The sequence below is a fragment of the Dietzia sp. MNB45 genome (assembly GCF_051994785.1).
Taxonomy (GTDB): Bacteria; Actinomycetota; Actinomycetes; order Mycobacteriales; family Mycobacteriaceae; genus Dietzia; species Dietzia kunjamensis.
In genome coordinates, this window is the sequence record NZ_CP163397.1 from 784270 (window position 1) to 808948 (window position 24679).

General features: G+C 71.4%; 24 protein-coding genes. 19 read left to right on the forward strand and 5 right to left on the reverse strand.

All coding sequences use genetic code 11. The features are described from left to right. Window positions 1–85 precede the first annotated feature (85 nt). Together AB5G72_RS03855 and purD are read left to right on the forward strand one after the other, a co-directional pair. The gene (locus AB5G72_RS03855) at window positions 86–790 is read left to right on the forward strand and encodes a TetR/AcrR family transcriptional regulator (protein WP_440221046.1); all 705 of its coding nucleotides are present in this window, start codon (window positions 86–88) and stop codon (window positions 788–790) included. 58 nt (window positions 791–848) lie between these two features. Then, entirely contained in the window at window positions 849–2105 is a 1257-nt protein-coding gene (purD, locus tag AB5G72_RS03860) for a phosphoribosylamine--glycine ligase (RefSeq protein WP_069390242.1), read from the forward strand. A gap of 14 nt (window positions 2106–2119) precedes the next feature. Here purD and idi read toward each other — a convergent pair whose 3' ends face one another. Both idi and AB5G72_RS03870 read right to left on the reverse strand, forming a co-directional pair. Continuing rightward, a complete protein-coding gene (gene idi / locus AB5G72_RS03865) occupies window positions 2120–2704 on the reverse strand; it encodes an isopentenyl-diphosphate Delta-isomerase (protein WP_119191922.1) in 585 nt (194 codons plus the stop codon). An 83-nt stretch (window positions 2705–2787) separates the two neighbouring features. After that, window positions 2788–3939: an acyl-CoA dehydrogenase family protein gene (locus AB5G72_RS03870; RefSeq protein WP_119191923.1), complete on the reverse strand. Its 1152-nt coding sequence runs from the start codon at window positions 3937–3939 to the stop codon at window positions 2788–2790. A 164-nt stretch (window positions 3940–4103) separates the two neighbouring features. Between AB5G72_RS03870 and AB5G72_RS03875 the strand changes: the two genes are divergently transcribed. From AB5G72_RS03875 to AB5G72_RS03920, 10 genes are all read left to right on the forward strand, one after another. Beyond that, a complete protein-coding gene (locus tag AB5G72_RS03875; RefSeq protein ID WP_440221047.1) occupies window positions 4104–5735 on the forward strand; it encodes an AMP-binding protein in 1632 nt (543 codons plus the stop codon). Between the two features lie 114 nt (window positions 5736–5849). Continuing rightward, a complete protein-coding gene (locus AB5G72_RS03880; RefSeq protein WP_440221048.1) occupies window positions 5850–7337 on the forward strand; it encodes a family 43 glycosylhydrolase in 1488 nt (495 codons plus the stop codon). A 305-nt stretch (window positions 7338–7642) separates the two neighbouring features. Beyond that, a complete protein-coding gene (locus AB5G72_RS03885) occupies window positions 7643–9133 on the forward strand; it encodes an SLC13 family permease (protein WP_422110379.1) in 1491 nt (496 codons plus the stop codon). A gap of 30 nt (window positions 9134–9163) precedes the next feature. Further along, on the forward strand, window positions 9164–10339 hold the full coding sequence (locus tag AB5G72_RS03890) for an aminotransferase class I/II-fold pyridoxal phosphate-dependent enzyme (RefSeq protein WP_440221049.1): 1176 nt from the start codon (window positions 9164–9166) through the stop codon (window positions 10337–10339). A 68-nt stretch (window positions 10340–10407) separates the two neighbouring features. Further along, on the forward strand, window positions 10408–10551 hold the full coding sequence (locus AB5G72_RS03895) for a hypothetical protein (protein WP_156776009.1): 144 nt from the start codon (window positions 10408–10410) through the stop codon (window positions 10549–10551). A 22-nt stretch (window positions 10552–10573) separates the two neighbouring features. Further along, on the forward strand, window positions 10574–12013 hold the full coding sequence (gene purB, locus AB5G72_RS03900; protein WP_120284489.1) for an adenylosuccinate lyase: 1440 nt from the start codon (window positions 10574–10576) through the stop codon (window positions 12011–12013). A 99-nt stretch (window positions 12014–12112) separates the two neighbouring features. Beyond that, on the forward strand, window positions 12113–12310 hold the full coding sequence (locus AB5G72_RS03905; protein ID WP_069389286.1) for a hypothetical protein: 198 nt from the start codon (window positions 12113–12115) through the stop codon (window positions 12308–12310). A 68-nt stretch (window positions 12311–12378) separates the two neighbouring features. Further along, window positions 12379–13242, forward strand: a complete 864-nt coding sequence (locus AB5G72_RS03910; protein ID WP_120284487.1) for an alpha/beta hydrolase — start codon at window positions 12379–12381, stop codon at window positions 13240–13242. Between the two features lie 70 nt (window positions 13243–13312). Continuing rightward, entirely contained in the window at window positions 13313–14206 is an 894-nt protein-coding gene (locus tag AB5G72_RS03915) for a phosphoribosylaminoimidazolesuccinocarboxamide synthase (RefSeq protein ID WP_067711957.1), read from the forward strand. After that, window positions 14203–16473 (forward strand): S9 family peptidase, encoded by a 2271-nt coding sequence (locus AB5G72_RS03920; RefSeq protein ID WP_440221050.1) that lies wholly within the window; start codon window positions 14203–14205, stop codon window positions 16471–16473. The genes AB5G72_RS03915 and AB5G72_RS03920 overlap by 4 nt, the downstream gene beginning before the upstream one ends. Window positions 16474–16627: 154 nt before the next feature. On the opposite strand, the gene AB5G72_RS03925 is transcribed toward AB5G72_RS03920, so the two are convergent. Together AB5G72_RS03925 and AB5G72_RS03930 are read right to left on the reverse strand one after the other, a co-directional pair. Beyond that, on the reverse strand, window positions 16628–17179 hold the full coding sequence (locus AB5G72_RS03925) for a hypothetical protein (protein ID WP_440221051.1): 552 nt from the start codon (window positions 17177–17179) through the stop codon (window positions 16628–16630). After that, on the reverse strand, window positions 17176–17454 hold the full coding sequence (locus AB5G72_RS03930; protein ID WP_069389637.1) for a helix-turn-helix transcriptional regulator: 279 nt from the start codon (window positions 17452–17454) through the stop codon (window positions 17176–17178). Before AB5G72_RS03930 ends, AB5G72_RS03925 begins: the two co-directional genes overlap by 4 nt. Window positions 17455–17517: 63 nt before the next feature. Here AB5G72_RS03930 and AB5G72_RS03935 point away from each other — a divergent pair, with 63 nt between their 5' ends. The 4 genes from AB5G72_RS03935 to purQ all read left to right on the forward strand — a co-directional run bounded on the left by AB5G72_RS03935 (window position 17518) and on the right by purQ (window position 19883). Further along, the gene (locus tag AB5G72_RS03935; RefSeq protein ID WP_120284478.1) at window positions 17518–18015 is read left to right on the forward strand and encodes a glutathione peroxidase; all 498 of its coding nucleotides are present in this window, start codon (window positions 17518–17520) and stop codon (window positions 18013–18015) included. A 136-nt stretch (window positions 18016–18151) separates the two neighbouring features. Then, window positions 18152–18856, forward strand: coding sequence for a DUF2334 domain-containing protein (locus tag AB5G72_RS03940; protein WP_096905979.1), 705 nt, complete (start codon window positions 18152–18154; stop codon window positions 18854–18856). Between the two features lie 98 nt (window positions 18857–18954). Next, window positions 18955–19209: a phosphoribosylformylglycinamidine synthase subunit PurS gene (gene purS / locus AB5G72_RS03945; protein ID WP_067711971.1), complete on the forward strand. Its 255-nt coding sequence runs from the start codon at window positions 18955–18957 to the stop codon at window positions 19207–19209. Next, on the forward strand, window positions 19206–19883 hold the full coding sequence (gene purQ / locus AB5G72_RS03950) for a phosphoribosylformylglycinamidine synthase subunit PurQ (protein ID WP_120284476.1): 678 nt from the start codon (window positions 19206–19208) through the stop codon (window positions 19881–19883). The genes purS and purQ overlap by 4 nt, the downstream gene beginning before the upstream one ends. A gap of 74 nt (window positions 19884–19957) precedes the next feature. Here purQ and AB5G72_RS03955 read toward each other — a convergent pair whose 3' ends face one another. After that, on the reverse strand, window positions 19958–20152 hold the full coding sequence (locus AB5G72_RS03955) for a hypothetical protein (RefSeq protein ID WP_069388990.1): 195 nt from the start codon (window positions 20150–20152) through the stop codon (window positions 19958–19960). A 208-nt stretch (window positions 20153–20360) separates the two neighbouring features. Here AB5G72_RS03955 and AB5G72_RS03960 point away from each other — a divergent pair, with 208 nt between their 5' ends. The 3 genes from AB5G72_RS03960 to AB5G72_RS03970 all read left to right on the forward strand — a co-directional run bounded on the left by AB5G72_RS03960 (window position 20361) and on the right by AB5G72_RS03970 (window position 24664). Next, window positions 20361–21572 (forward strand): saccharopine dehydrogenase family protein, encoded by a 1212-nt coding sequence (locus AB5G72_RS03960; protein ID WP_440221052.1) that lies wholly within the window; start codon window positions 20361–20363, stop codon window positions 21570–21572. An 82-nt stretch (window positions 21573–21654) separates the two neighbouring features. Then, window positions 21655–23955 carry a phosphoribosylformylglycinamidine synthase subunit PurL gene (gene purL, locus AB5G72_RS03965; RefSeq protein WP_440221053.1) on the forward strand — a complete coding sequence of 767 codons (2301 nt, stop codon included), beginning with the start codon at window positions 21655–21657 and terminating at the stop codon, window positions 23953–23955. 40 nt (window positions 23956–23995) lie between these two features. Continuing rightward, complete coding sequence (locus AB5G72_RS03970; protein ID WP_440221054.1) at window positions 23996–24664, forward strand: YoaK family protein; 669 nt, start codon at window positions 23996–23998, stop codon at window positions 24662–24664. Window positions 24665–24679 lie beyond the last annotated feature (15 nt).

A 24679-nucleotide genomic window follows, 5' to 3' on the forward strand; every position in this document is an offset into this window, starting at 1 on the left:
AGACTGGCGAAAAGTGGTCTAATGGATGTATCCGCCACCCGCCGGGTGGCCCCCGTCCTCTCTACACACGCGAAGGAGCATCGACATGGTCGAGGCAGGTATTGCGACGGCAGAGGGCGCGGTGAAGAAGAAGGCCTACCACCACGGCGATCTGCGCAACGCCATCATCCAGGAGGCCACCGCTCGCGCGAGGGTCTCGGGGGAGAAGGCGATCATCCTCCGCGAGATCGCCCCGCACATCGGGGTGTCCGCCACCGCGGCGTACCGCCATTTCGCGAATCGGCAGCAGCTCGTCGAGGAGGTCGCGGCCCGCGGGTTCGTCGAGCTGGTCGGTCGCGTGGCGGCCGCGGCCGTCGGCGGTGCGGTGTGCGATCCGGTCTTCGCCGCCTACCGCGAGCTGCGCGAAGCGGCTCTCGCCGTGGTGGAGTTCTCGATCGACGAGCCTGCGTGGGCCCGCACGATGATGGAGAACCTGGGCCCGTCGGAGACCGTCGCCGCGCACGCCGATGCCATCAATGTGGAATTGCAGGCGATCGTCGAGCGCGGGATCGAGGCGGGGGCGTTCCGGCCCGGGGTCGTCATGAACGACGAGCTGCCGCTGTGGGCGGCGATCGACGGCCTCAGCGCCCAGGCGATGTTCGGGATCCGCCCGATGCGGACCCCGGACGCCGCACGGTCGACCGCACGGACCATTGATCTGTGTCTGACGGACCTGCTCACCGACGAGGCGCTGCGGGCCCGCGACGCGGCGTTCCCCGCCGCCGACATCACCGCCGACGCAGGGGTCTAGGGCCCGTTCGTTCCGGGCCGGGCCAGCCCGGCGCAGTGGCCGGGCTACTGTGGTCGTCGTGCGCATTCTCGTGATCGGTTCCGGTGCCCGTGAGCACGCCCTCCTCGTCGCCCTCGCCGCGGATCCCGCGGTGACGGAGTTGCACGCCGCGCCGGGCAACCCCGGCATGGTGCAGGCGCAGTGTCACGAACTCACGGTGACCGATCCGGCGGCCGTGACGGCCCTGGCCCGCAAGCTCGACGCCGGACTGGTCGTCATCGGTCCCGAGGTGCCCCTGGTCGCGGGCGTCGCCGACGCCCTGCGCGAGGCCGGGATCCCGGTGTTCGGCCCGTCCGCCGAGGCCGCGCGCATCGAGGGGTCCAAGGCGTTCGCCAAGGACGTCATGGCGGCTGCGGGTGTGAAGACCGCGCGCGCCGAGATCGTGGACTCGCCCGCCGACCTCGACGACGCACTCGACCGCTTCGGACCGACCTGGGTGGTCAAGGACGACGGGTTGGCCGCCGGCAAGGGGGTCGTCGTGACACCCGATCGCAACGCGGCCCGCGCTCACGCTCTCGCCTGTCTCGACGACGGGCACCCGGTGCTGTTGGAGTCGTTCCTCGACGGGCCGGAGGTCTCCCTGTTCTGCCTGGTCGACGGCGAGACCGTCGTGCCGTTGTTGCCCGCCCAGGACCACAAGCGGGTCGGCGAGGGCGATCGCGGTCCCAACACCGGCGGGATGGGCGCCTACACTCCGCTGCCGTGGTTGCCGCAGGCGATGGTCGACCGGATCGTCACCGAGGTGTGCGAGCCGGTGGCCCGCGAGATGGTCGCCCGTGGCTGCGGCTTCTCCGGCCTGCTGTACGCGGGGCTGGCGATCACCTCGTCCGGGCCCGAGGTCGTGGAATTCAACTGCCGCTTCGGCGACCCGGAGACACAGGCCGTGCTGGCGCTGCTCGAGTCGCCGCTGGGCGAGACCCTGCACTCCGTGGCCACCGGCCGACTGGCCGACCTTCCGCCGCTGGTGTGGCGTGACGGCGCCGCCGTGACCGTGGTCCTGGCAGCCGAGCACTACCCGGCGACGCCGCGGCGCGGTGACCTCATCGAAGGCGCCGAACAGCCGGGCGTGCTCCACGCCGGCACGGCCCGCGACGCGGAGGGCCGGCTCGTCTCCGCCGGGGGCCGGGTCCTGTCGGTCGTGGGCACGGGGGCGGACCTGACAGCGGCCCGGGCCGAGGCCTACCGGATCCTCGACGGCATCGAGCTCGGCGGCGGGCATTTCCGCCGGGACATCGGCCAGGCCGCCGAGGAGGGGCGCATCAGCCTCCCCGGCTGACGCGCCCCGCGCGATCAGCGCGAGTAGAGCTCCATCCGGGGCACCTGCGCGACCAACCACGGGCTGAAGGCGAACGGGGTGGCGTCGACCGAGGTGCGGACATCCGCCGGACGGGCCCAGTGGTGCGCGCACACCTCGTCGGCCCGCGGGTTCACCTCGGCGCGGATGCGGGCGGTGAACACCGGACAGATCTCGTTCTCGACGATTCCCGAGTCGTCGACGGCCCGATAGCGGAAGTCCGGTACCGCGGGTTCGATCGAGTCCACTCGGGTTCCGAGCTCCTGCTCGGCCCGCCGGACTATCGCCTCGACCGGATCCTCGCCCGGACCGGGGTGGCCGCAGAACGAGTTCGTCCAGATACCGGGCCAGGTCCGCTTGTCCAGAGCTCTCCGGGTGAGGAGCACGTGCCCCTCGTCGTCGACGACATGGCACGAGAACGCCAGGTGCAGCGGCGTCTCCGTGGTGTGGACCGTGGCCTTGTCGGCGGTACCGATCGGGTTGGCGTCGTCGTCGAGGAGGACGACGAGCTCGGTCGGCACGGACGGCGACCCGGCGGCGCGGGACCCGGCGGTGGCGGGGGGCTCGGAAGGGGAGGACATGCCGCCCAGCCTAGGCATTTCCGGCGGGCCCGGCCGCCGCGCGCAGCCGGAGGGCCGCCGCGCGGGGCGCCGCCGGCAGTCGATCAGCCCGCGAGGCTGCGGGCGATCACCAGCCGCTGGATCTGGTTGGTGCCCTCGAAGATCTGGGTGATCTTGGCCTCGCGCATGTACCGCTCGACCGGGAACTCGCGGGTGTAACCCACACCGCCCAGGACCTGCACCGCGTCGGTCGTCACCTTCATGGCGGCGTCGGTGGCGGTGAGCTTGGCGATCGAGGCCTCCCGCGAGTACGGGCGGCCGGCGTCCTTGCGGCGGGCGGCGTCGAGGTAGGAGGCGCGGGCCGAGGCCACCGCGGCGGCCATGTCGGCGAGGAGGAAGCCCAGCCCCTGGTGGCCGATGATCGTCTTGCCGAACGCCTCGCGCTCGCGGGCATAGGCGACCGCGTCGTCGAGGGCGCGCTGGGCGATGCCGGTGGCCACCGCGGCGATCCCGAGGCGGCCGGAGTCCAGGGCCGAGAACGCGATGCGCAGGCCGTCGCCCTCCGCGCCGAGCAGGCGGTCCGCGTCGACCCGGGCGCCCTCGTACGAGGCGGTGGTGGTGGGGACGCCGTTGAGGCCCATCTTGTCCTCGGGCTTGCCGAAGTGTAGGCCCTCGGTCTCGCGCGGAATGAGCAGGCACGAGATCCCACGGGAGCCCTCGCCGGTGCGGACGAAGGTGTTGTAGACGTCCGCGATCCCGCCGTGGGTGATCCACGACTTGGTGCCGTTGACGACGAACACGGAGCCCGGGCCGTCGCCCTCCCGCTCCGCGCGGCACCGCAGGGCGGCGGCGTCCGACCCGGCCTGCGGCTCGGACAGCGAGTACGCGCCGATCTGCTCGCCGGCGAGCATGCCCGGCAGCCACTCGGCCTTCTGCGCGTCGGTCCCGGCGGTGGCCAGCGGGAAGCAGGACAGGCCGTGCACGCTGGTCGCCACGGCGACGGCCGCCCAGCGGGCGCCGAGCTCCTCCAACACCTGGAGGTACACCTCGTAGGGCTGGTCGCCGCCGCCGAACTCCTCCGGGTAGGGCAGGCCCAGCAGCCCGACCTCGCCGAGCTGGGCGAACAGGCCCTCGGGGTAGGTGTGGTTCCGCTCGTGCTCGGCGGCGATCGGCTCGAGGAGTTTGTCCGCGACGGAACGCGTCATCTCGAGCAGTTCGTACGCCTCGTCGCTGGGGAGCAGGCGGTCCACGGCCATGGGGGTCCTCCGGGTGCGGGTGGGGGACCGTGCGGTCCCCGGGGTCGGTCGACTCCCATTAGAGTGCACCGCCACCACACGGACCGCCCAGCCCCGATAGTGGGGGTGCCCGTTGGTGGGTGCTGCTGGTGCGTCGTGGGTCACGTGCGACACAATCTGGCGGTATGACCGAGAACACCGCGTCCACGCCCCTGTCGCCGGAGCAGTTGCTGGCGATCTACGACGTCCCCGGTGCGAGCGCCGCGGAGTTCCTGTGCGACCGCCACGCCCCCGAGGCGGTCGCCTTCACCGTCATCGACGCCGACCTGTCCGGGCGGGACATCACCTACGGTGAGCTGCGGACCGAGAGCGAGAAGGTCGCCGCGGCGCTGGCCGAGCTCGGCGTGGGCGAGGGCGACCGGGTGGCCACGCTGATGTCCAAGTCCGCGGACCTGGTGTTCACCCTCATGGGGATCTGGCGACTCGGTGCCGTCCACATGCCGCTGTTCACCGCGTTCGCGTGGCCGGCCATCGAGATGCGTCTCACCGGTGGCGACGCCAAGGTGGTCGTCTCCGACGCGGACCAGCGAGGAAAGCTCGAGAGCGTCGCCGTCCCGGTGGTCGTCGCCGGCCTGGCGGACTGCCCCGAGGCCCGAGACGGCGACCTCGACCTGGCCGCGATCACCGCCGCCCGGCAGCCCGGCCTCGCCGCGGCGGTCACCGGCCCGGACGCCGGCCTGGTCATGCTGTTCACCTCCGGCACCACCGGCACCCCGAAGGGCGTCGTCGTGCCGGTGCGCGCCCTGGCCGCGTTCCACCAGTACATCGAGACGGGCCTGGACGTGCGGGCCGACGACGTGTTCTGGAACGGCGCCGACCCGGGCTGGGCGTACGGCCTCTACTACGGCATCCTCGGCCCACTGGCGGTCGGCCGTCGGAGCCTGCTGCTGCACGCCCGCTACAGCCCGGAGCTGGCGTTCGCGGTCCTGCAGTACTTCCACGTCACCAACTTCGCGGCCGCGCCGACGGTGTACCGCACCATGCGGGCCAAGCGGGACATCGCACCGGCCGACGTCACGCTCCGCCGAGCCTCGGCCGCCGGTGAGCCGCTCACCCCCGAGGTGATCGAGTGGTCGACCGAGCAGTTCGGCGTCGAGGTGCGCGACCAGTACGGGCAGACCGAGCACGGGATGTTCATCATCAACCCGTGGCATGACTCGCTGCGGGAGGACGTGCGCCCGGGCTCCATGGGCGTGCCGCTGCCGGGCTGGTCGTGCACCGTGCTCGCCGCGGACTCCGACGAGCCCGCCCCCGTGGGCGAGCTGGGCCGCGTGGCGATCGACGTCCCCGCCAGCCCCCTCATGTGGTTCACCGGCTACCACCAGGCCCCGGAGAAGACCGCCGAGCGCTTCAGCGCGGACGGGCGCTGGTACTACACCGGCGACGCCGCCAAGCTCGACGCGGACGGCCACTTCTACTTCTCGAGCCGCGACGACGACGTGATCATCATGTCCGGGTACCGCATCGGCCCGTTCGACGTGGAGTCCGTCCTGGCCAAGCACCCGGACGTGCTCGAGTCGGCGGTCATCGGCGTCCCCGACGACCTGGCCGGGGAGGTCCTCGAGGCGTACGTGGTCCTGCGCGACGGCGTGGAGGGTGGCCCGGAGGCCGAGTCCGGCCTGCAGAAGTGGGTCAAGACGGAGTTCGCCGCCCACGCCTTCCCGCGCCGGATCCACTTCGTCCGCGAGCTGCCCAAGACCCCGTCGGGCAAGATCCAGCGGTTCCTGCTGCGCAAGGAGCGCGCCGGACAGGCCTGAGCGCGCCGGACAGGCCTGAGGCGGCCCGCGCCGCACGCTGCCACCGCCGGATCCGCCCCGGCCGAACGCGGTGAACGGGGTTCACACACCCCGTGGCGGGTCTACCCTCAGCACATGAAACCGGCGGCGGCTGCCCGTGCTCTCGTGTCCGCGGCGCTCGTCGTCGTCGTCCCTCTCGCCTCGGCGACCACCGCGGCGACGGCGGCGGCCAACCCGGTGATCTCCTCGGTCGCCCCCGACCCCTCCGTGCAGCGCGGCGCCGACGGGGCGTTCCACGTCCACGCGACCTCGGACGACTGGGGCGACGGCGCCGGGTCCCGCCTCATCCCGCACTTCCGGTCCTTCGACCTGGTGGAGTGGGAGTACGTGGGCGACGCGTTCGCCGCCCGGCCCTCGTGGGCCCCGCCCGGTTCGTTCCTGTGGGCGCCCGACGTTCACCTCACCGCGACGGGCGCCGTCATGTACTACACGACCGGGGGCGCCGCGCCCTGTATCGGCCGGGCCACCGCGCCGGGCGTCGACGGCCCGTGGACGCACGATCCGGCGCCGATCGTCTGCCACGGCGCCCCGGAGCCGTATCAGGACCTGGACCCCATGGACCCCGAGGTGGTGGTCACCGACGCCGGCCCGGTCATGCTCATGGGGAACTTCGAGGGCATCCACGCGGTGCCGATGAACGCCACCGGCACGGTGCTGGACGGTGACCCCGTGCTCGTCGCCGGCACCGGCGTGGAGGCCCCGGCCGTGGTCACCCGTCAGGGGCGCACGCACCTGTTCACCAGCGCCGGGCTGTGCTGCGACGGGGAGGCCTCGCAGTACCGCGTGCTGGGCGGCCGCGCCGACGGACTGTTCGGGCCGTACGAGGACAGGACCGGGCGCCCGTTGGTGCAGGCGCCGGGCGAGCCCCTGCCCGGTGACGTCATCCTGCGCGGCGACGACGACTGGGTGGGCCCGGGGCACGTGGACGTGGCCACCGACGACGCCGGCGGGGACTGGATGCTCTACCACGCCGCGCCCCGCGGCAACGCGGTGCTGCCCAGCGGCGTGCAGCGGCGCTACCTCATGCTCGACCGGCTCGACTGGGTGGACGGCTGGCCGGTCGTCGGGGACGGCACGCCGCCGGAGACGCGGCCCGCCGATCCGGTGGTCGCGCTCCCCGTCCGCCTCACCGCGGTGGGGCAGGCCGCGCTGCGACCGGGCGACGACGGCACCGCCGACGGCGACGAGGTGATCGACCTGTCGGTACGGGTTGCCTCCACCGGCACGGCGTATTCCGGCGAGGTCCGGGCCACCATCACCGGCCCGGACAAGCGACGGCTCGCACTGCCGATCGTGACCGGCACCGGGGACCTGCCGGCCGTGCCGGTGAGCGTGGGCGCCGGGGCGGCGGTGGACCGCCCGCTGACGCTGCGGCCGGCCGCACCGCTCGCCCCGGGCCGCCACGAGCTGGTCATCTCGATCGGTGCCGCGGAGGGCGGCGCGGCACAGGAACTGGCGGTGTTCGGCCTCGAGGTCGCCCCGGACGGCACCCTGTCACTCGGATCGGGCGCACTCGGATCGGGCGCACTCGGATCCGCCCCGATCGGATCGACCGGCTCCTGATCGGATGTGAGGCCGCCGTCCCGGGGTTACCGTGATCGCCAGAGCACCCCGCTGGGAGGCGTCGGGGTGACCGGCGGAGGGAGCGGGCCATGACCGGCGGGGGCACGGACGCGGGCGGCACCGACGACCGCAGGATCGTGATGGCACCACACCTGAGGGGTCTGGAGCCGGACCCCGACCGCGGGATGGAGATCGACCAGAAGTCGCCCGGCGAGCTCGACCCCGCGGTGCCGCGGGGTGAGTTCGTCCGCAGCGTGATCGGCACCGTCGCCGGGCTGGCGGCGGCCGTGATCGTGTACCTGGTCATGCCGGGCGATCTCGAACACAACGCGCGCCTCACCGCGGCGGTGGCGGTCCTGCTCGGCATCTGGTGGATGACCGAGTGCATCCCCATCCCGGCCACCGCGCTGGTGCCGCTCATCGTGTTCCCCGTCCTGGGTCAGGACGTCTCGGTCAACGACGTGGGCGCCGAGTACGGCAACAACATCATCTTCCTGTTCATGGGCGGCTTCCTCATCGCGATCGCCATGCAGCGCTGGAACCTGCACCGGCGGATCGCCCTGCTCACCGTGCGCGCGATGGGTACCCGGTCGACCCGGGTGGTCGCCGGGTTCATGATCGCCACCGCCTTTCTGAGCATGTGGGTGTCCAACACGGCCACGGCGGTGATGATGCTCCCGATCGGGGTGTCGGTACTGATGCTCGCCTCCGAGCTCAGTGGGAAGGACCGTGCCGGTGGGAACGGCGGAGCCGGTGGGAACGGCGGAGCCGGTGGGAACGACGACGAGGACGCGATCCCCCGGATGGACTCCTCGTCCGATCCGCGTTCCGATCAGGTGAAGCAGGCCGTGATCCGGTCGAACTTCGGCACGGCGCTGATGCTGGGCATCGCCTACGCGGCGTCGGTCGGGTCGCTGGCGACCATCATCGGCACCCCGCCCAACACCCTTCTCGCCGGCTATCTGGAGGGTGAGCACGACATCGTCCTGGGTTTCGGTCGCTGGATGCTGGTCGGACTGCCGCTGGCGGTGGTCATGCTCGTGATCACGTGGTTCCTCCTCACCAAGGTCCTGTTCCGTCCCGAGATCGAGCGGATCCCCGGGGGTCGGGCACTGTTCGACGACGAACTGCGCAGGCTCGGCCCGACCTCGTCGGGCGAACGGCGCGTCCTGGCGGTGTTCGTCGCGGCGGCCGTGGCCTGGGTGGCCGTGCCGCTGGTGTGGGAGGACCCGCCGATCTCGGACGCCGGGATCGCGCTCATGGCCGGGCTGCTGCTGTTCCTGCTGCCGGCCGGCACCGAGCGCGGGGTGCGGCTGCTCACCTGGGACGCCGCGCTGGGACTGCCGTGGGGCGTGCTGCTGCTGTTCGGTGGCGGACTGGCACTGTCCGCGCAGTTCTCAGGTTCCGGACTCACCGGGTGGATCGGCGAGCAGGCGTCGGCGCTGGACGCGCTGCCGACCGTCGCGTTGGTGCTCGTCGCGGCCGCCGGGGTCCTGTTCCTCACCGAGCTGACGAGCAACACCGCCACCGCCGCCACGTTCCTGCCGGTGGCCGGTGGCGTCGCCCTCGGCCTGGACCTGGATCCGATGTTCCTGGCCGTCCCGGTCGCGCTCGCCGCCACCTGCGCCTTCATGCTCCCGGTGGCGACCCCGCCCAACGCGATCGCCTACGGCTCGGGATACGTGACCATCGGCCAGATGATCCGCGGCGGGATCTGGCTCAACCTGATCGGGTTGATCGCCATCACCGCGGTCACCATGACGCTGTTGGTGTGGGTGTTCGGGCTGACCGGCTGATCGTCTGACCGGCCCGCTAGCGTCGGGGGCATGCCCGTCGCACGCGAACCCTCCCGCCGCTCGGCCGTCGAGCCCTTCCACGTCATGAGCGTCCTCGCCGCCGCCGCCCGCCGGCAGGAGACCCACGGCGACGTCATCTCGCTGTGCGCGGGCCAGCCCTCGACCCCGGCCCCCGGCCCTGTACTCGCCGCCGCCCGCCACGCCCTGGACACCGAGATCCTCGGATACACCGAGGCGATGGGCATCCGCCCGCTCCGCGAGGCGATCGCGGGGTACCACCGGCGGCGGGACGGGGTGGACGTGACGGCCGACGACGTCGTCGTCACCACCGGGTCCTCCGGCGGCTTCACCGTGCTGTTCCTCGCTGCGTTCGACCCCGGCGACACCGTCGTGATGGCACGCCCCGGCTACCCCGCCTACCGCAACACCCTCCAGGCCCTGGGCTGCCGGGTCCACGAGATCGTCTGCGGCCACGAGACCCGGTACCAACCCACGGTCGCGCAGCTCGAGGCGGTCACGGCGGAACTGGGGCACGCGCCCGCCGGCCTCATCGTGGCGAGCCCGGCGAACCCCACCGGCACGATCATCGACGCGGGCGAACTCGAGGCCCTCGCGCGCTGGTGCGAGGCCCACGGCACGCTGCTCATCAGCGACGAGATCTACCACGGCGTCGCCTACGGCCGGGAGTGCGCGAGCGCGTGGCAGACCAGCCGCGAGGCCGTGGTCATGGGCTCGGTGTCCAAGTACTTCTCCATGACCGGCTGGCGGATCGGCTGGATGCTGCTCCCGCAGTACCTGCGCGACCCCGTGGACCGCATGATCGGCAACCTCACCATCTGTCCGCCCGCCGATGCCCAGTTCGCCGCCGTCGCCGCGTTCACCGAAGCCGCTGCCGCCGAGCTGGACGGCCACGTCCAGCGGTACGCCCGAAACCGCGACCTGGTCCTGCGCAGACTGGGCGAGCTGGGCGTGGGGGAGATCGCCCCTCCGGACGGCGCCTTCTACGCGTACTTCGACGTCTCACGCTGGACCGACGACTCGGTGGCGTGGTGCGCGGAGGTCCTCGAGCGAACAGGGGTCGCGTTGACGCCGGGCGTCGACTTCGACACCGTCGACGGTGGCCACACCGTCCGGCTGAGCTTCGCCGGCGGCACCGAGGAGATCGCCGAGGCGATGGACCGGCTGGAGGCCGTGCTCGCCCCGTAGGTACCGGCCCCGCGGGCGGCTGTGATGTACGGCCCCCGCCGGCGCCCGCGGAGCGCTACGGTCGGCGCATGGGTTCCGCCGAGATCATCACCGCCATCGTCTACGTCACCCGGCCGTGGCTGCTGGCGCAGGCTCCGCTCACGGTGGAGCAGGTCTACCTCAACGCCCGGGAGATCCTGGCCGGGTCCACCGGCGGCTCGATGATCTCCTGACCGGGCTGCGATACTGGGGGGCGTGACCGCCCAGAGCAGCAAGCCCCGCATCTCCAACGTCCTCGCCTCGCGCTACGCGAGCGCCGACCTGGCCACGCTGTGGTCCGCCGAGCACAAGATCGTGCTCGAGCGGCAGCTGTGGATCGCGGTGCTGCGCGCACAACGCGACCTCGGCATCGACGTCCCCGACGGGGTGATCGAGGCCTACGAGGCGGTGATCGACCGCGTCGACCTCGGCTCGATCGCCGATCGCGAGCGCGTCACCCGGCACGACGTCAAGGCCCGCATCGAGGAGTTCAACGCCCTCGCCGGCCACGAGCACATCCACAAGGGCATGACGAGCCGAGACCTCACCGAGAACGTCGAGCAGCTCCAGGTGGTGCGGTCACTCGAGCTCGTCCGCGACCGGGGCGTCGCCGCGGTCCGGCGTCTGGCCGAGCACGCCGTCGCCCACCGCGACACGGTGATGGCCGGGCGCAGCCACAACGTCGCCGCGCAGGCCACCACGCTGGGCAAGCGTTTCGCCTCCGCGGCCGACGAACTGCTGGTGGCGTTGGAGCGCGTGGAGTCGTTGCTCGAGCGGTACCCCCTGCGCGGCATCAAGGGCCCGATGGGCACGGCGCAGGACATGCTCGACCTCCTCGGTGGCGACGCCGCCAAGATGACCGAGCTCGAGGGGCGGATCGCCGAGCATCTCGGCTTCGCCCGCACCTTCGACTCGGTGGGCCAGGTCTACCCGCGGTCGTTGGACCACGAGGTCGTCTCGGCGCTCGTCCAGCTCGGCGCAGGCCCGTCGTCGTTGGCGCAGACCATCCGGCTCATGGCCGGGCACGAGCTGGTCACCGAGGGCTTCCAGCCCGGTCAGGTCGGCTCGTCCGCGATGCCGCACAAGATGAACACCCGCTCCTGCGAGCGCGTGAACGGTCTGCAGGTCGTGCTCCGCGGTTACGGCTCCATGGCCGCCGAACTCGCGGGCGCGCAGTGGAACGAGGGCGACGTCTTCTGCTCCGTGGTGCGTCGTGTCGCGCTGCCGGATGCGTTCTTCGCCCTGGACGGCATGTTCGAGACGTTCCTCACCGTGCTCGACGAGTTCGGCGCCTACCCGGCCGTGATCGACAAGGAGCTCCAGCGCTACCTGCCGTTCCTCGCCACCACGAAGGTCCTCATGGCCGCGGTGCGCGCCGGGGTCGGCCGCGAGGTCGCCCACGAGGCGATCAAGTCCAACGCGGTGGCGGTGGCGCTGGCCATGCGCGAGGAGGGCCGCGAACCCGATCTGCTGGACCGGCTCGCCGCCGACGACCGGCTGCCGCTGGATCGCGCCGCGCTCGAGGAGGCGCTCGCGGATCGTGCCGCGTTCGTCGGCGCCGCCGGCGACCAGGTCGACGCGGTCGCCGCCCGCGTCGAGGCGCTCGTGGCCCGCCACCCGGAGGCGGCCGGCTATGCGCCGGGTTCGATCCTCTGACAGCCTGTCCGTAACCCGCCGGGCCCCCCGCCCGATAAGTCCTGTACACCGACGGAGGCGGGGCCCTCCCGTCGCCGAGTGACAGGGAAGGACCACAGCATGGTCACGAGGCCCAGCGGCTCCCTCGGGGGCGCACTGTACGACGTGTTCGGGATGATCCAGGCCGGGCTCGCCACCGCCAGTTCGGCCGTCGGGATCGACCCGGGGGCGTTCATGCAGCAGTTCTACGTTCCGATCGCGTTCTCTCTGATGCCGCTCGGCGCCGGCAGCCTCATCTTGGACCAGCTCGGGATCTGAGGTTTTTGCCCGATCGGCCCCAGGCGATCGGCCTCGGCCCCGGGCGGGCTGGCACTAGTCTGTGCAGCATGCGCCAGACCCCCATCCCCGTCCCCGGCACCTCCGGCCTGCAGGCGACCCTGCACCACGCTGACCAGCCCCGGGCGTTGCTGCTGCTCGTGCACGGCTTCGCCGAGCACTCCGGCCGGTACGGGCGGACGATCCGCTTCCTCACCGACCGGGGGATCAGTGTTGCCTCCTACGATCTGCGCGGCCACGGCACGGCTCCCGGGCCCCGCGCCAAGGTGTCGATAGAGACGCACATCCGCGACAACCTCGCGGTGCGTGACGCGGTGGTGGAGTGGAGCCGGTCCGCCGAGGGCGGCGGGGCCGAGTCCCTGCCCCGGCTGCTGATGGGGCATTCGATGGGCGGGTTGATCGCGGGGGAGTCCGCGCTCCGGCGGCCGTGGGACCTCAAGGGCCTCATCCTCTCCTCGCCCGGGCTCGTCGTGGGCGAGGGGACACCGGCACCGCTGCGCGTGGCGGCGCCCGTGATCGCTCGTCTCCTGCCGTTCCTGCCGGTGGAGAAGCTCGACCCGCACGATATCTCCCGAGTGCCCGAGTACGTCGAGGACTACACCTCGGATCCGCTGGTCCACCAGAAGGGCGTGCCCGCGGTGACGGCGGGGACGATGCTCGCCGGCGGCCTCAAGTTCATCGAGCGGTCGCCGGCACTGCGGTTGCCGACGCTGATCCTCAACGGCTCGGCCGACACCATCACCTACCCGTCGGGCGCGCGGCGCTTCGCGCAGATCGCCGGTTCGGACCACGACCCGCGCCCGGAGATCACCTACCGGGAGTTCGAGGGCGGCCTCCACGAGCTGTTCAACGACCTGTGCGCCGAGGACGCGTACGCGGCGTTGGGGGAGTGGCTCGAGGCCCGACTGGGCTGAGTCCGACCAACCTCGGTTGGGGGCCGACGGTCTCGACTCGGGACGTGGGCGTCCGGCTACGCTGGCCGTCATGCGACCCGATCTCTCCTCTTACCGCCATCTCGTCTCCGGAAAGGTCCGCGAGCTGTACGAGATCGACGGTGAGACGCTCCTCCTGGTGGCCACCGACCGCATCTCCGCCTACGACCACGTCCTCGGCACGCCCATCCCGGACAAGGGCCGCGTGCTCACCGCGATGAGCGCCTACTTCTTCGACGCCCTCGACGTGCCCAACCACCTGGCCGGGACGCTGGACGACGAGCGCATCCCGCTCGAGGTGCTCGGCCGCGCGATGGTGGTCCGTCGACTCGACATGGTTCCGGCCGAGTGTGTGGCCCGCGGTTACCTGACCGGGTCGGGGATGACCGAGTACCGGGAGTCGGGGACCGTGTGTGGCATCGAGCTGCCCGGGGGCCTGGTCGAGGCCAGCCGACTGCCCGAGCCGATCTTCACCCCGGCCACCAAGGCGGCGGTGGGGGATCACGACGAGAACATCTCGTTCGATCAGCTCACCGGGATCGTCGGGGCCGAGCTGGCCGAGCAGCTGCGTACGGCGACGCTGGACGTCTACGCGCGGGCCGCGGAGATGGCGGCCGAGCGGGGAGTGCTGCTGGCCGACACCAAGTTCGAGTTCGGCCTGGTCGACGGGGAGCTGATCCTGGCCGACGAGGTGCTCACCCCGGACTCATCGCGCTACTGGCCCGCTGACGAGTATTCGCCGGGCCGTGTGCAACCGAGCTTCGACAAGCAGTACGTGCGGAACTGGTTGACGGGCCCGGAGGCGGGCTGGAACTCCGATGCCGACACCCCGCCACCGGCTCTGCCGCAGGAGGTCGTGGACGCGACCCGGGCGCGCTACATCGAGGCCTACGAGCGCATCTCGGGCCGCTCGTTCGCCGACTGGATCGGGGGCGACGCAGCGTGAGCTCCGCCGAGACGACCGACACCGACACCGCAGCCACCGACACCGCCGCCGCCGCGACCGCCACCACAGCCACCACCACGGGGCAGACGCCCACGCCGCCGCAGGCCGAGCGCCGGCCCCACCGTCGCGAGCACCACGGCCGCGTCTTCGTCGACGACTACGAGTGGTTGCGCGACAAGGACGCTCCCGCGACCCGTGCCTACCTCGAGGCGGAGAACGCCTACACCGATGCGATGACCGCCGACCTCAAGCCCCTGGAGGACGAGGTCTACGAGGAGATCCGCTCCCGCGTCAAGGAGACCGACATGTCGGTCCCGGTGCGCGCCAGCGGCTGGTGGTACTTCTCGCGCACCGAGGAGGGCCGCTCGTACGCCAGGCACTGTCGGGTCCCGGTCCCGCAGCAGTTCGTCGACGACCCGTCGGACCCTGCGGGCTGGGTTCCGCCCGAGGTCTCCCCGGACGTGGAGTTGCCGGGTGAGCAGTTGCTCCTCGACGGAAACGCCGAGGCGGAGGGTCACGACTACTTCGCGCTGGGCGCGTTCTCGGTCAGCCACGACGGCCGCGCACTGGCGTGGGCCACCGATACCGAGGGCGACGAGCGGTACACGCTGCGTTTCCGCTCGCTCGACCCGGACTACACGGCCCCGGACGAGGAGATCTCCGGGATCGCCGCCGGCGTGACCTGGTCCCGCGATGGCCGGTACGTCTTCTATGTCACGGTCGACGACGCCTGGCGGCCGGACACGGTGTGGCGTCACCGGCTGGGCACGACGAGGGACGACGACGACAAGGTCTTCCACGAGCCCGACGAGTCCTACTGGATCGGGGTCGGCGAGACACGCAGCGAGAAGTTCCTGCAGATAGCGGCGGGGTCCAAGATCACCACCGAGGTGTGGTGCCTGGACTCGAACGATCCCGCCGGCGAGTTCTGGTGCGTCCGGCCGCGGCAGGAGGGCGTCGAGTACGACGTCGAGCACGCGGTCGTCGGTGGCGAGGACCGGTTCATCATCACCCACAACGACGGCGCCCCGAACTACGAGGTGGTCGAGGCGCCTGTCGGTCCGATCGAGGGCGAGCTGCGGGATCTGCGCACGCTGGTGGCCCACCGTGACGACGTCCGGGTGGAGGGCGTGGACGCCTTCGCGCGCGTGCTGGTGCTGGGGTACCGCGAAGCGGCGCTGCCGCGGTTCGCGCTGATGCCGCTCGAGCAGGGGTCCACGGCGGGAGTCGAGGCGTACGGGCGGTTCGAGCCCGTCGAGTTCGACGAGGAGCTGTACACCTCCGGTCCGGGGTCCAACCCGGAGTGGGACTCGCCGGTCCTGCGGTTCGGCTTCGGTTCGTTCGTCACGCCGGGCCGGGTCTACTCGCTCGACCTCGCCTCGGGGGAGCGGACGCTGCTGCGTGAGCAGGAGGTGCTCGGCGGGTACGACCCGAGCGGCTACGTCCAGCGACGCGACTGGGCGACGGCAGCGGACGGCACCCGGGTGCCGATCTCGCTGGTGATGTCCACCGGCACCGCCGCCCGCGTCGATGCCGGCGAGCAGGTGCCGACGCTGCTGTACGGCTACGGCTCGTACGAGACCAGCATCGATCCCGCGTTCTCGGTGGCGAGGCTCTCGCTGCTCGACCGGGGGATGGCCTTCGCCGTGGCGCACGTGCGGGGCGGCGGTGAGATGGGCCGGCTCTGGTACGAGAACGGCAAGACGCACACGAAGCGCAACACCTTCACCGACTTCGTCGACTGTGCGCGACACCTGGTCGACTCCGGGCTCACCGCCCCGGACCGGTTGGTCGCCGAGGGCGGAAGCGCGGGCGGTCTGCTGATGGGGGCGGTCGCGAATCTGGCCCCCGAGTTGTTCGCGGGCATCCAGGCCGTGGTGCCGTTCGTCGACCCGCTCACCTCGATCCTCATGCCGGAGCTGCCCCTGACGGTGATCGAGTGGGACGAGTGGGGCGATCCGCTGCACTCCGAGGAGGTCTACGACTACATGGCCTCGTACGCCCCGTACGAGAACATCGAGGCCAAGGACTATCCGGCCATCCTCGCGGTGACCTCGCTCAACGACACCCGGGTGCTGTACGTGGAGCCCGCCAAGTGGGTGGCCAGGCTGCGGGCGGTGTCCCCGTCGGCCAACTCGGCGGATCGGCCGGTGTTGCTGCGCTGTGAGATGAGCGCGGGTCACGGGGGAGTGTCCGGGCGCTACGAGCGGTGGCGTCAGACCGCGTTCGAGTACGCGTGGACCCTCCGCACGGCGGGCGCAGGCTAGACCCGCCCGGCCCGCCCGGCCCGCCCGCTAGACCCGCCCGGCGCCCACCCGGAGTCGCGCCCACCCCACCCCGAGGATCCGCTACTCCAATTCGGGATCCGCTAGTCCCATCGGGATAGCGGATCCGGAATCGGAGTAGCCGATCTCCCGGGGGTCAGGCGGTGTGGTCGGCGGCGGGCCCGAAGTCGTCCCCGCTCTCGGGGGGCATGGTGCGGGTCATCGCGGCTGCGGGAATGACCGCCCCGGCCAGGAACGTGAGGATGCCGAGACCTCCCATCACGTAGGCGAGCCGGTGCCCGTCGCCGTTCTCGAAGCTCGAACCGAAGATCAGCACCATCGAGATCACGAACAGTCCGCCCGTGACCAGCGAGAGCGACTGAGAGCGGGCCTGCAGGAGCGTCGCCAGCTCGAACTCGTCCAGGTATCGGGCGGGGGCGGTGTCCTTGGAGTCGATGGTGATGCGCAGCATCGTCCAGACCATGCAGATCACCACGGTCATGGGGAGCCAGGCCAGGATGATCGGGAACCAGAAGTACCCCGCCACCGCGATCGCGGCCATGATCGCCAGGCTCGCCCAGTTCAGGCGGACGAGCAGTCGGCGACGTGCCGGGGTACGCCACGACGGGAGTCTGCCCTCCGTCCGGGTCTGCATCTTCTCGAATCGCTGCTCGGATCGGGTGAGGGTGTCGACGCGGTTGGAGGTCATGATCGGTCCTCTCGGGTGGGGCGGTAGATCTCGGCAGACATCGGTCGGAACTCCTCGCGGGAGAACACGGCCTCGACCGGCAGGTCGAAGACCGCGCAGATCCGGAAGGCCAGATCCAGGCTCGGGTAGTGGTCGCCTCTCTCGAGCGCCCCCACGGTCTGGGGGTTGACCTCGATCTGCTCGGCGAGCGCCGCACGGCTCAGGCGGCGCTCGGCCCGCAACACGGCGATCCGGTTGTGAATGGGGAGCTTTTCTCCCCGTCGGACTGGGCTCATGTATCTAAGTGTTGGGAAAACCCAACGATTTGTCAATGGTTCGTTGTGGGTAGGCTGGATCACATGAGTAGCGGAAGCATCCACGACATCTCGTTCACCACCATCGAGGGCGAGCAGGCCAGCATGGGCGACTACGCGGGCCACGCGGTCCTCGTGGTCAACGTCGCCAGCGAGTGCGGGCTCACCCCGCAGTACGAGGGGCTGCAGGAGTTGGCGGACGACTACCGCGACCGCGGCCTCTTCGTGATCGGGTTCCCCTGCAACCAGTTCATGGGCCAGGAGCCGGGTGACGAGGACGCCATCAAGGAGTTCACCTCCGGCAAGTACGGGATCACCTTCCCGCTCGCGGCCAAGGTCGACGTCAACGGGCCCGACCGACACCCGCTCTACGTCGAGCTCACCAAGGTGGCCGACTCCGACGGTGAGGCGGGGGACGTGCAGTGGAACTTCGAGAAGTTCCTGCTCTCGCCCGAGGGGGAGGTCGTCGGACGGTTCCGTCCCAAGGTCGAGCCCGGAGCCCCCGAACTGGTGGACGCGCTCGAGGAGGCACTTCCGATCTGACCGCGCCGGCGGGGATATCGGTCTCGGCACTGTGTCGCGCCGGCACTGTGTCGGTCTCGGTGCTGTGTGGGGCTCGGCAATCTGGAGTACACCTCGCCGTCGTCACCGCGTCATCACTCCCTGACACGATGCCCCCATGACCCCGCGCCTCATCGTCTCGGTCTCGGGACTCCGCGACACCACCCTCGACCACGCCGTCGACCTGGTCGGCGACCTCGAACGTCGATCCGTGCCGGTCTCGCTGCTCGTCGCCCCGCGGCGGGGGCGCGAGTACCGACTCGCCGACGACGACGGCACCCAGGAGTGGCTGCGGCATCGCCGGCGGCGCGGCGACGCCATCGTGCTGGGCGGTTACGACGACGCGGCGACCAGGCCCCGTAGGCCCGAGTTCGCCTCGATCGGACCCGCCGAGGCCGCCGTGCGTCTCACCGCCGCCGACCGGCTCATGGCGGAGATGGGCCTGCGGACCCGGGTGTTCGCCCCGCCGCGCTGGAACGCCTCCCCGGGATGCCTCAGGGCACTCCCCGGGGCGGGCTTCCACGTCTGTGCCGCGCTGACAGGAATCCACGACCTCCCGCGCGGCACCATCGAGCGGGGTCGGGCGCTCTCGATCGGCGAGGGGTTCGTCGCCGACGCCTGGTGGTGCCGGGCCCTCGTCGCCGCGGCCGGGCGCACCGCCGAGGCCGGCGGGACGGTCCGGCTCAACGTCGCGGCCGGGCAACTCTCGCGCCGGGCACCCCGGTCGGCGCTGCTCGACGCGGTCGATGCGGTGGTCGGCGAGCACGGTGCGCGGCCCGCCCGCTACGAGTGGTCTCCGGTCGCCCTCGTGGGTGCCGCGTGAGCTTTCGGTCCGGCGACCAGCGGCGGGTAGGATCGACCAGTGAGTCCCGGCCGGTCCGGGATCGTCCCGCGTAGCCGTCCGATCGAGGAGTTCCCACCGTGGCCCGAGTCGTCGTCGAAGTCATGCCCAAGGCCGAGATCCTCGATCCGCAGGGTCAGGCCATCCACCGAGCCCTCGGCCGTCTGGGCCACGGCGGAGTCACCGACGTCCGGCAGGGCAAGCGGTTCGAACTCGAGGTCGCCGACGGCGTGACGGAGGCCGAGCTCGAGGAGATCGCCTCGTCCCTCCTGGCTAACACCGTGATCGAGGACTGGAAGGTCGTCCGCGTGGACACCGCGGAGGCGGCCTCGTGACCGCACGGATCGGCGTCATCACCTTCCCCGGAACGCTCGACGACATCGATGCCTCCCGTGCCGTCACCCGGGCCGGGGCCGAGGCCGTCTCCCTGTGGCACGACGACGCCGACCTCAAGGGCGTCGACGCCGTGGTGGTCCCCGGCGGCTTCTCCTACGGCGACTACCTGCGTTGCGGTGCCATCGCGTCGATGGCCCCCGTCATGGGTGAGGTCATCTCGGCCGCGAAGGGCGGCATGCCCGTGCTGGGGATCTGCAACGGTTTCCAGATCCTGTGCGAGGCCGGTCTCCTGCCCGGCGCCATGGGCCGCAACCGCGACATGCACTTCATCTGCCGCGACGAGTGGCTGCGGGTGGAGAACAACGACACCGCCTGGACCTCCCGGTTCGAGCAGGATGCCGAGATCCTCATCCCGCTCAAGTCCGGCGAGGGCCGCTACATGGCCACGCCCGAGACCATCGAGCAGCTCGAGGCCGAGGGGCGCGTGGTCTTCCGCTTCTCCGGTGACGCCCCCAACGGCTCCACCAACAACATCGCCGGCATCAGCTCCGCCGACGGTCGCGTGGTGGGTCTCATGCCGCACCCCGAGCACGCGATCGACCCGCTGACCGGGCCCTCCGACGACGGACTGGGCCTGTTCCTGTCCGCGCTGGACTCGATCGTCAGGGTCTGATCAGCACGCTGCGCTCAGAGCGAAGGGCCCGCCGGGATTGCTCCCGGCGGGCCCTTCGGTGTTGCAGGGGTGGATCAGCCGAGCGGGCTGCCGAGGGTGCTGCCCAGGTCGCCACCGATGCCGGCGACGAGGCCGAGGATCGTCAGGGGCAGCTCGAGGACGAAGCCGAGGATGGTGTCCACGGCGGAGGAGCCGACGCCGTCGAAGCTGCCGAAGGTCTCGATGCTGAAGGGAACGGTGGCGTCTGCGATCGAACCGGTGAGGTCCATGGGGTCTCCTTTATGAAGTTTGCCCCGGGATAGCCGGGGCACGGTGCGGCGACCCGGGTGGTCGCGCGCGCGAGATGATTTTGCCCTTATCTGGTGGACAATGGTTCAACTTTCTTCACATTAGTGACAAAGGTCACTCGCGCCACTCGTGGTCGGCTGTGCCCCGTGCGTCGCCCGCCGACCGCGGCCGATGCGGTAGAACCGTGGGATGAGCGAAACCAGTAACCAGCCCGTCTCCGCCTCCGACAAGGCCGACCGGCCGTTCGACATCGTCCTCTACGGTGCGACCGGGTTCACCGGGGGACTGGTGGCCGAGTACCTGCTGCGGCACATGCCCGAGGGTGGTTCCTGGGCGGTCGCGGGCCGGAACCGGACCAAGTTGGACGCGATCGTCGCCCGACTGGCCACCGAGATGCCGGACGTCCCCGCGCCCGGGGTCGTCGTCGCGGACACCGACGACGCGCGATCGCTGGCGGAGATGGCGCGGTCGGCGCGCGTCATCATCACCACGGTCGGCCCGTACCTCGAGTACGGCGAGCCGTTGGTGGCCGCCTGCGCCGAGGCCGGAACCGACTACGTGGACCTGACCGGGGAGCCCGAGTTCGTCGACCGCATGTACCTCGAGTATCACGACGTGGCCGTGGCCTCCGGCGCACGGATCGTCCACGCCTGCGGTTTCGACTCGATCCCCCACGACCTGGGCGTGTTCTACACCATGAAGCAGGTGCCCGAGGGCGTGCCCGCGGTGGTGTACGGGGCCGTCCATGCGGACGCCCAGTTCTCCGGCGGAACCTTCCACTCGGCCATCGGCCAGTTCGCGCGCCTGCGGGACGCGGCGAAGACCGCCAAGCTCCGGCGACAGAAGGAGGGCAGGGTCTCCGGTCGGCGGATCAAGTCGGTCCAGGGCAAGCCGCACCGGGACAGCGTGCTGGGCCGGTGGCTCGTGCCGCTGCCGACCATCGACCCGCAGATCGTCCTGCGGTCGGCCGCAGCCCTCGAGAGCTACGGGCCGGACTTCACCTACTCGCACTACGCGTCGGTCGGCTCGCCCGTCACCGCCACGGCCGGCATGGTCGGTGTCGGCGCGCTCGCGCTCGGCTCGCAGGTCGGCCCCATCCGGTCGCAGATCCTCAATCGGATCGACCGCGGGGCCGGGCCGAGCGAGTCCCGCCGGGCCCGGTCCTCGTTCGACGTCACGTTCGTCGCGCTCGCCGGAGGACGTCGGATCGTCACCCGGGTCTCGGGGGGCGACCCGGGGTACACCGAGACGTCGATGATGCTCGCGGAGTCGGGTCTGAGCCTGGCGTTCGACGACCTGCCCGCGCTCTCGGGTCAGCTCACCACGGCCCAGGCCATGGGTGACGCCCTGCTGGACCGGGTCCAGCGCGGCGGCCTGACGTTCGAGGTCCTGTCGACGTAGGGCGGGCCCCGGGTGGCCCCGCACGAGGTGGGGCCGAAGGCGTCGATTCGCCACCCGGACGGGGCCGACTAGACTCGGCCCCGTGACCTCTCACGTGGACTCCATCTCGCACGCCTCCGACACCCCCGAGCTCGCCCAGCCGTGGGCGGAACTCGGACTCAAGGAGGACGAGTACGCCCGCATCCGGGAGATCCTGGGGCGCCGCCCCACGGACGCCGAGCTGGCCATGTACTCCGTCATGTGGTCGGAGCACTGCTCCTACAAGTCGTCCAAGGTGCACCTGAAGTACTTCGGGGAGACCACCACCGACGAGATGCGCTCGTCGATGCTCGCCGGCATCGGTGAGAACGCCGGCGTCGTGGACATCGGTGGCGGCTGGGCCGTGACGTTCAAGGTGGAGTCCCACAACCACCCCTCGTACATCGAGCCCTACCAGGGCGCCGCGACCGGTGTCGGCGGGATCATCCGCGACATCATGGCGATGGGTGCGCGGCCGGTGGCCGTGATGGACCAGCTTCGTTTCGGCCCCGCCGACGCCGACGACACGCACCGCGTGCTCCCCGGCGTCGTGGCGGGCGTCGGCGGCTACGGCAACTGCCTGGGCCTGCCCAACATCGGTGGCGAGACCGTGTTCGACGAGTCCTACGCCGCCAACCCTCTGGTCAACGCCCTCGGCGCGGGCGTCATGCGCGTCGAGGACCTGCACCTGGCGTTCGCCTCCGGCACTGGCAACCGGATCATCCTGTTCGGTGCCCGCACCGGCCTCGACGGGATCGGTGGCGTGTCGGTGCTCGCCTCCGAGACCTTCGACGTGGATGAGCACGGCGCGCCGGTCAAACCCCGCAAGCTCCCGGCCGTCCAGGTGGGCGACCCGTTCACGGAGAAGGTCCTCATCGAGTGCTGCCTCGACCTGTACCGCGAGGAACTGGTCGTGGGCATCCAGGACCTCGGCGGAGCCGGCCTGGCGTGCGCCACCTCCGAGCTGGCGGCGGCCGGCGACGGCGGCATGCACATCGTGCTCGACAACGTCCCGCTGCGTGCGGAGGGCATGACCGCCGCGGAGATCCTCTCGAGTGAGTCGCAGGAGCGCATGTGCGCCGTGGTGACGCCGGAGAACGTCGAGGCCTTCATGGAGGTGTGCCGCCGCTGGGACGTGCTGGCCGCCGACATCGGCGAGGTCACCGACGGCGACCGGCTCACCATCGAGTTCCGCGGCGAGACCGTCGTGGACGCCCCGCCGGAGTCACTGGCCGACGAGGGACCGGTCTACGAGCGCCCCGTCGAGCGCCCCGCCGACCAGGACGCTCTGCAGGCCGACACCACCGCGAACCTGGCCCGCCCGGCCACCGGTGACGAGCTGCGTCAGACCCTTCTGGACATGATCTCCAGCCCGGCGCTGTGCTCGCGCAAGTTCATCACCGAGCAGTACGACCGGTACGTCCGCGGCAACACGATCCTCGCGGAGGCCGCCGACGGCGGCGTCCTGCGCATCGACGAGGAGTCCGGTCGCGGCATCGCGCTGTCCACCGACGCCTCCGGTCGCTACACCAAGCTCGACCCGTACACCGGTGCCCGGCTGGCCCTGGCGGAGGCGTACCGCAATGTCGCCGTCACCGGCGCCACCCCGGTCGCGGTGACCAACTGCCTGAACTTCGGCTCCCCCGAGGACCCGGGCGTGATGTGGCAGTTCCGCGAGGCCGTCCACGGCCTGGCCGACGGGTGTGCCGAGCTCGGCATCCCCGTCACCGGCGGCAACGTCTCGTTCTACAACCAGACCGGCTCCACGCCGATCCTGCCGACGCCCGTCGTGGGCGTGCTCGGCGTGCTCGACGACGTCGCCCGCCGCACGCCCACCGCGTTCGGTGACACCCCCGGTGAGAGCATCTACCTCCTCGGCGAGACCCGGGACGAGTTCGACGGGTCCATCTGGGCCCAGGTCGCCCACGACCACCTCGGCGGACTGCCGCCCACGGTGGATCTGACGTGGGAGGCCACCCTGGCCCGCATCATGGCGACCAGCTCGAAGGACGGCCTCATCACCGGCGCCCACGATCTGTCCGAGGGCGGCCTCGCGCAGGCTCTCGTGGAGTCGGCGCTGGCGGGCGAGTGCGGCATCCGCGTCGTGCTGCCCGAGGGCGCCGACCCGTTCGTGTGGCTGTTCTCAGAGTCCTCCGGACGCGTGATCGTCTCCGTGCCGCGGGGCGAGGAGATCCGCTTCCAGCAGATGCTCACCGCGCAGAACATCCCGCACGCGCGGGTCGGCGTGACCGACCCCGACTCGGGCACGTTCGAGGTGCAGGGCCAGTTCACCCTCACCACCGACGAGTTGCGCGCCGCCCACGAGGGGACGCTGCCGGCACTGTTCGGCGTCGACCCCGTCTGAGTCGTCGGGGAGGACGGCCGGACCGGGGGCAGGCGGGCGGATGCGCGACCTGCGCGGGCGTGAGCGGGTCCTCGCGGTGGTGCTCGCCGCCACCGCGGGGTTCGTCGACGCCGTCGGCTTCCTCGTGGTGGGCGGCTACTTCGTGTCCTTCATGAGCGGGAACTCCACCCGCATGGTCGTCGATCTCTCGGGCGGTGACCTCGCAGGTGCCGCCATCGCCGCCGTCGTGCTGGTCTCGTTCTTCCTGGGGGCGGTCGGGGGCGCGGTGGTGACCCGACGCCGCAACCTCGACGACCGACCGGCGGTCCTGTCCCTCGTGGCGTTCCTGCTCGTGCTCTCGCTCGTCCTGCACTGGGCCACCACGGCCACGGTGCTCGGGGCGCCGGTGTCGGTCGCGGCGGCGGCGGCATCGATGGGGGCCATGAACTCCGTCTTCCACTCCCGTGGCGAGGTCTCGCTCGGCGTGACGTACATGACGGGCGCGGTGGTGAAGTCGGCCCACCGCCTGGTCGACGCGCTGGCCGGGGGATCGTGGGCCCCGTACCGCCAGCAGGTGGCCCTGTGGTCCGCGCTCGTCCTCGGTGGTGTCGCCGGCGCACTGCTGCACGTGGCCATGGGCGCCACCGCGCTCGCGCTGGCCGCGGCGGTCGTGATCGGCGCGGCGGTCGTGACCGTCCTGCTGCGCGCCCGGGACTACCGCACCCCCTGACGGCCCGTCAGGGCC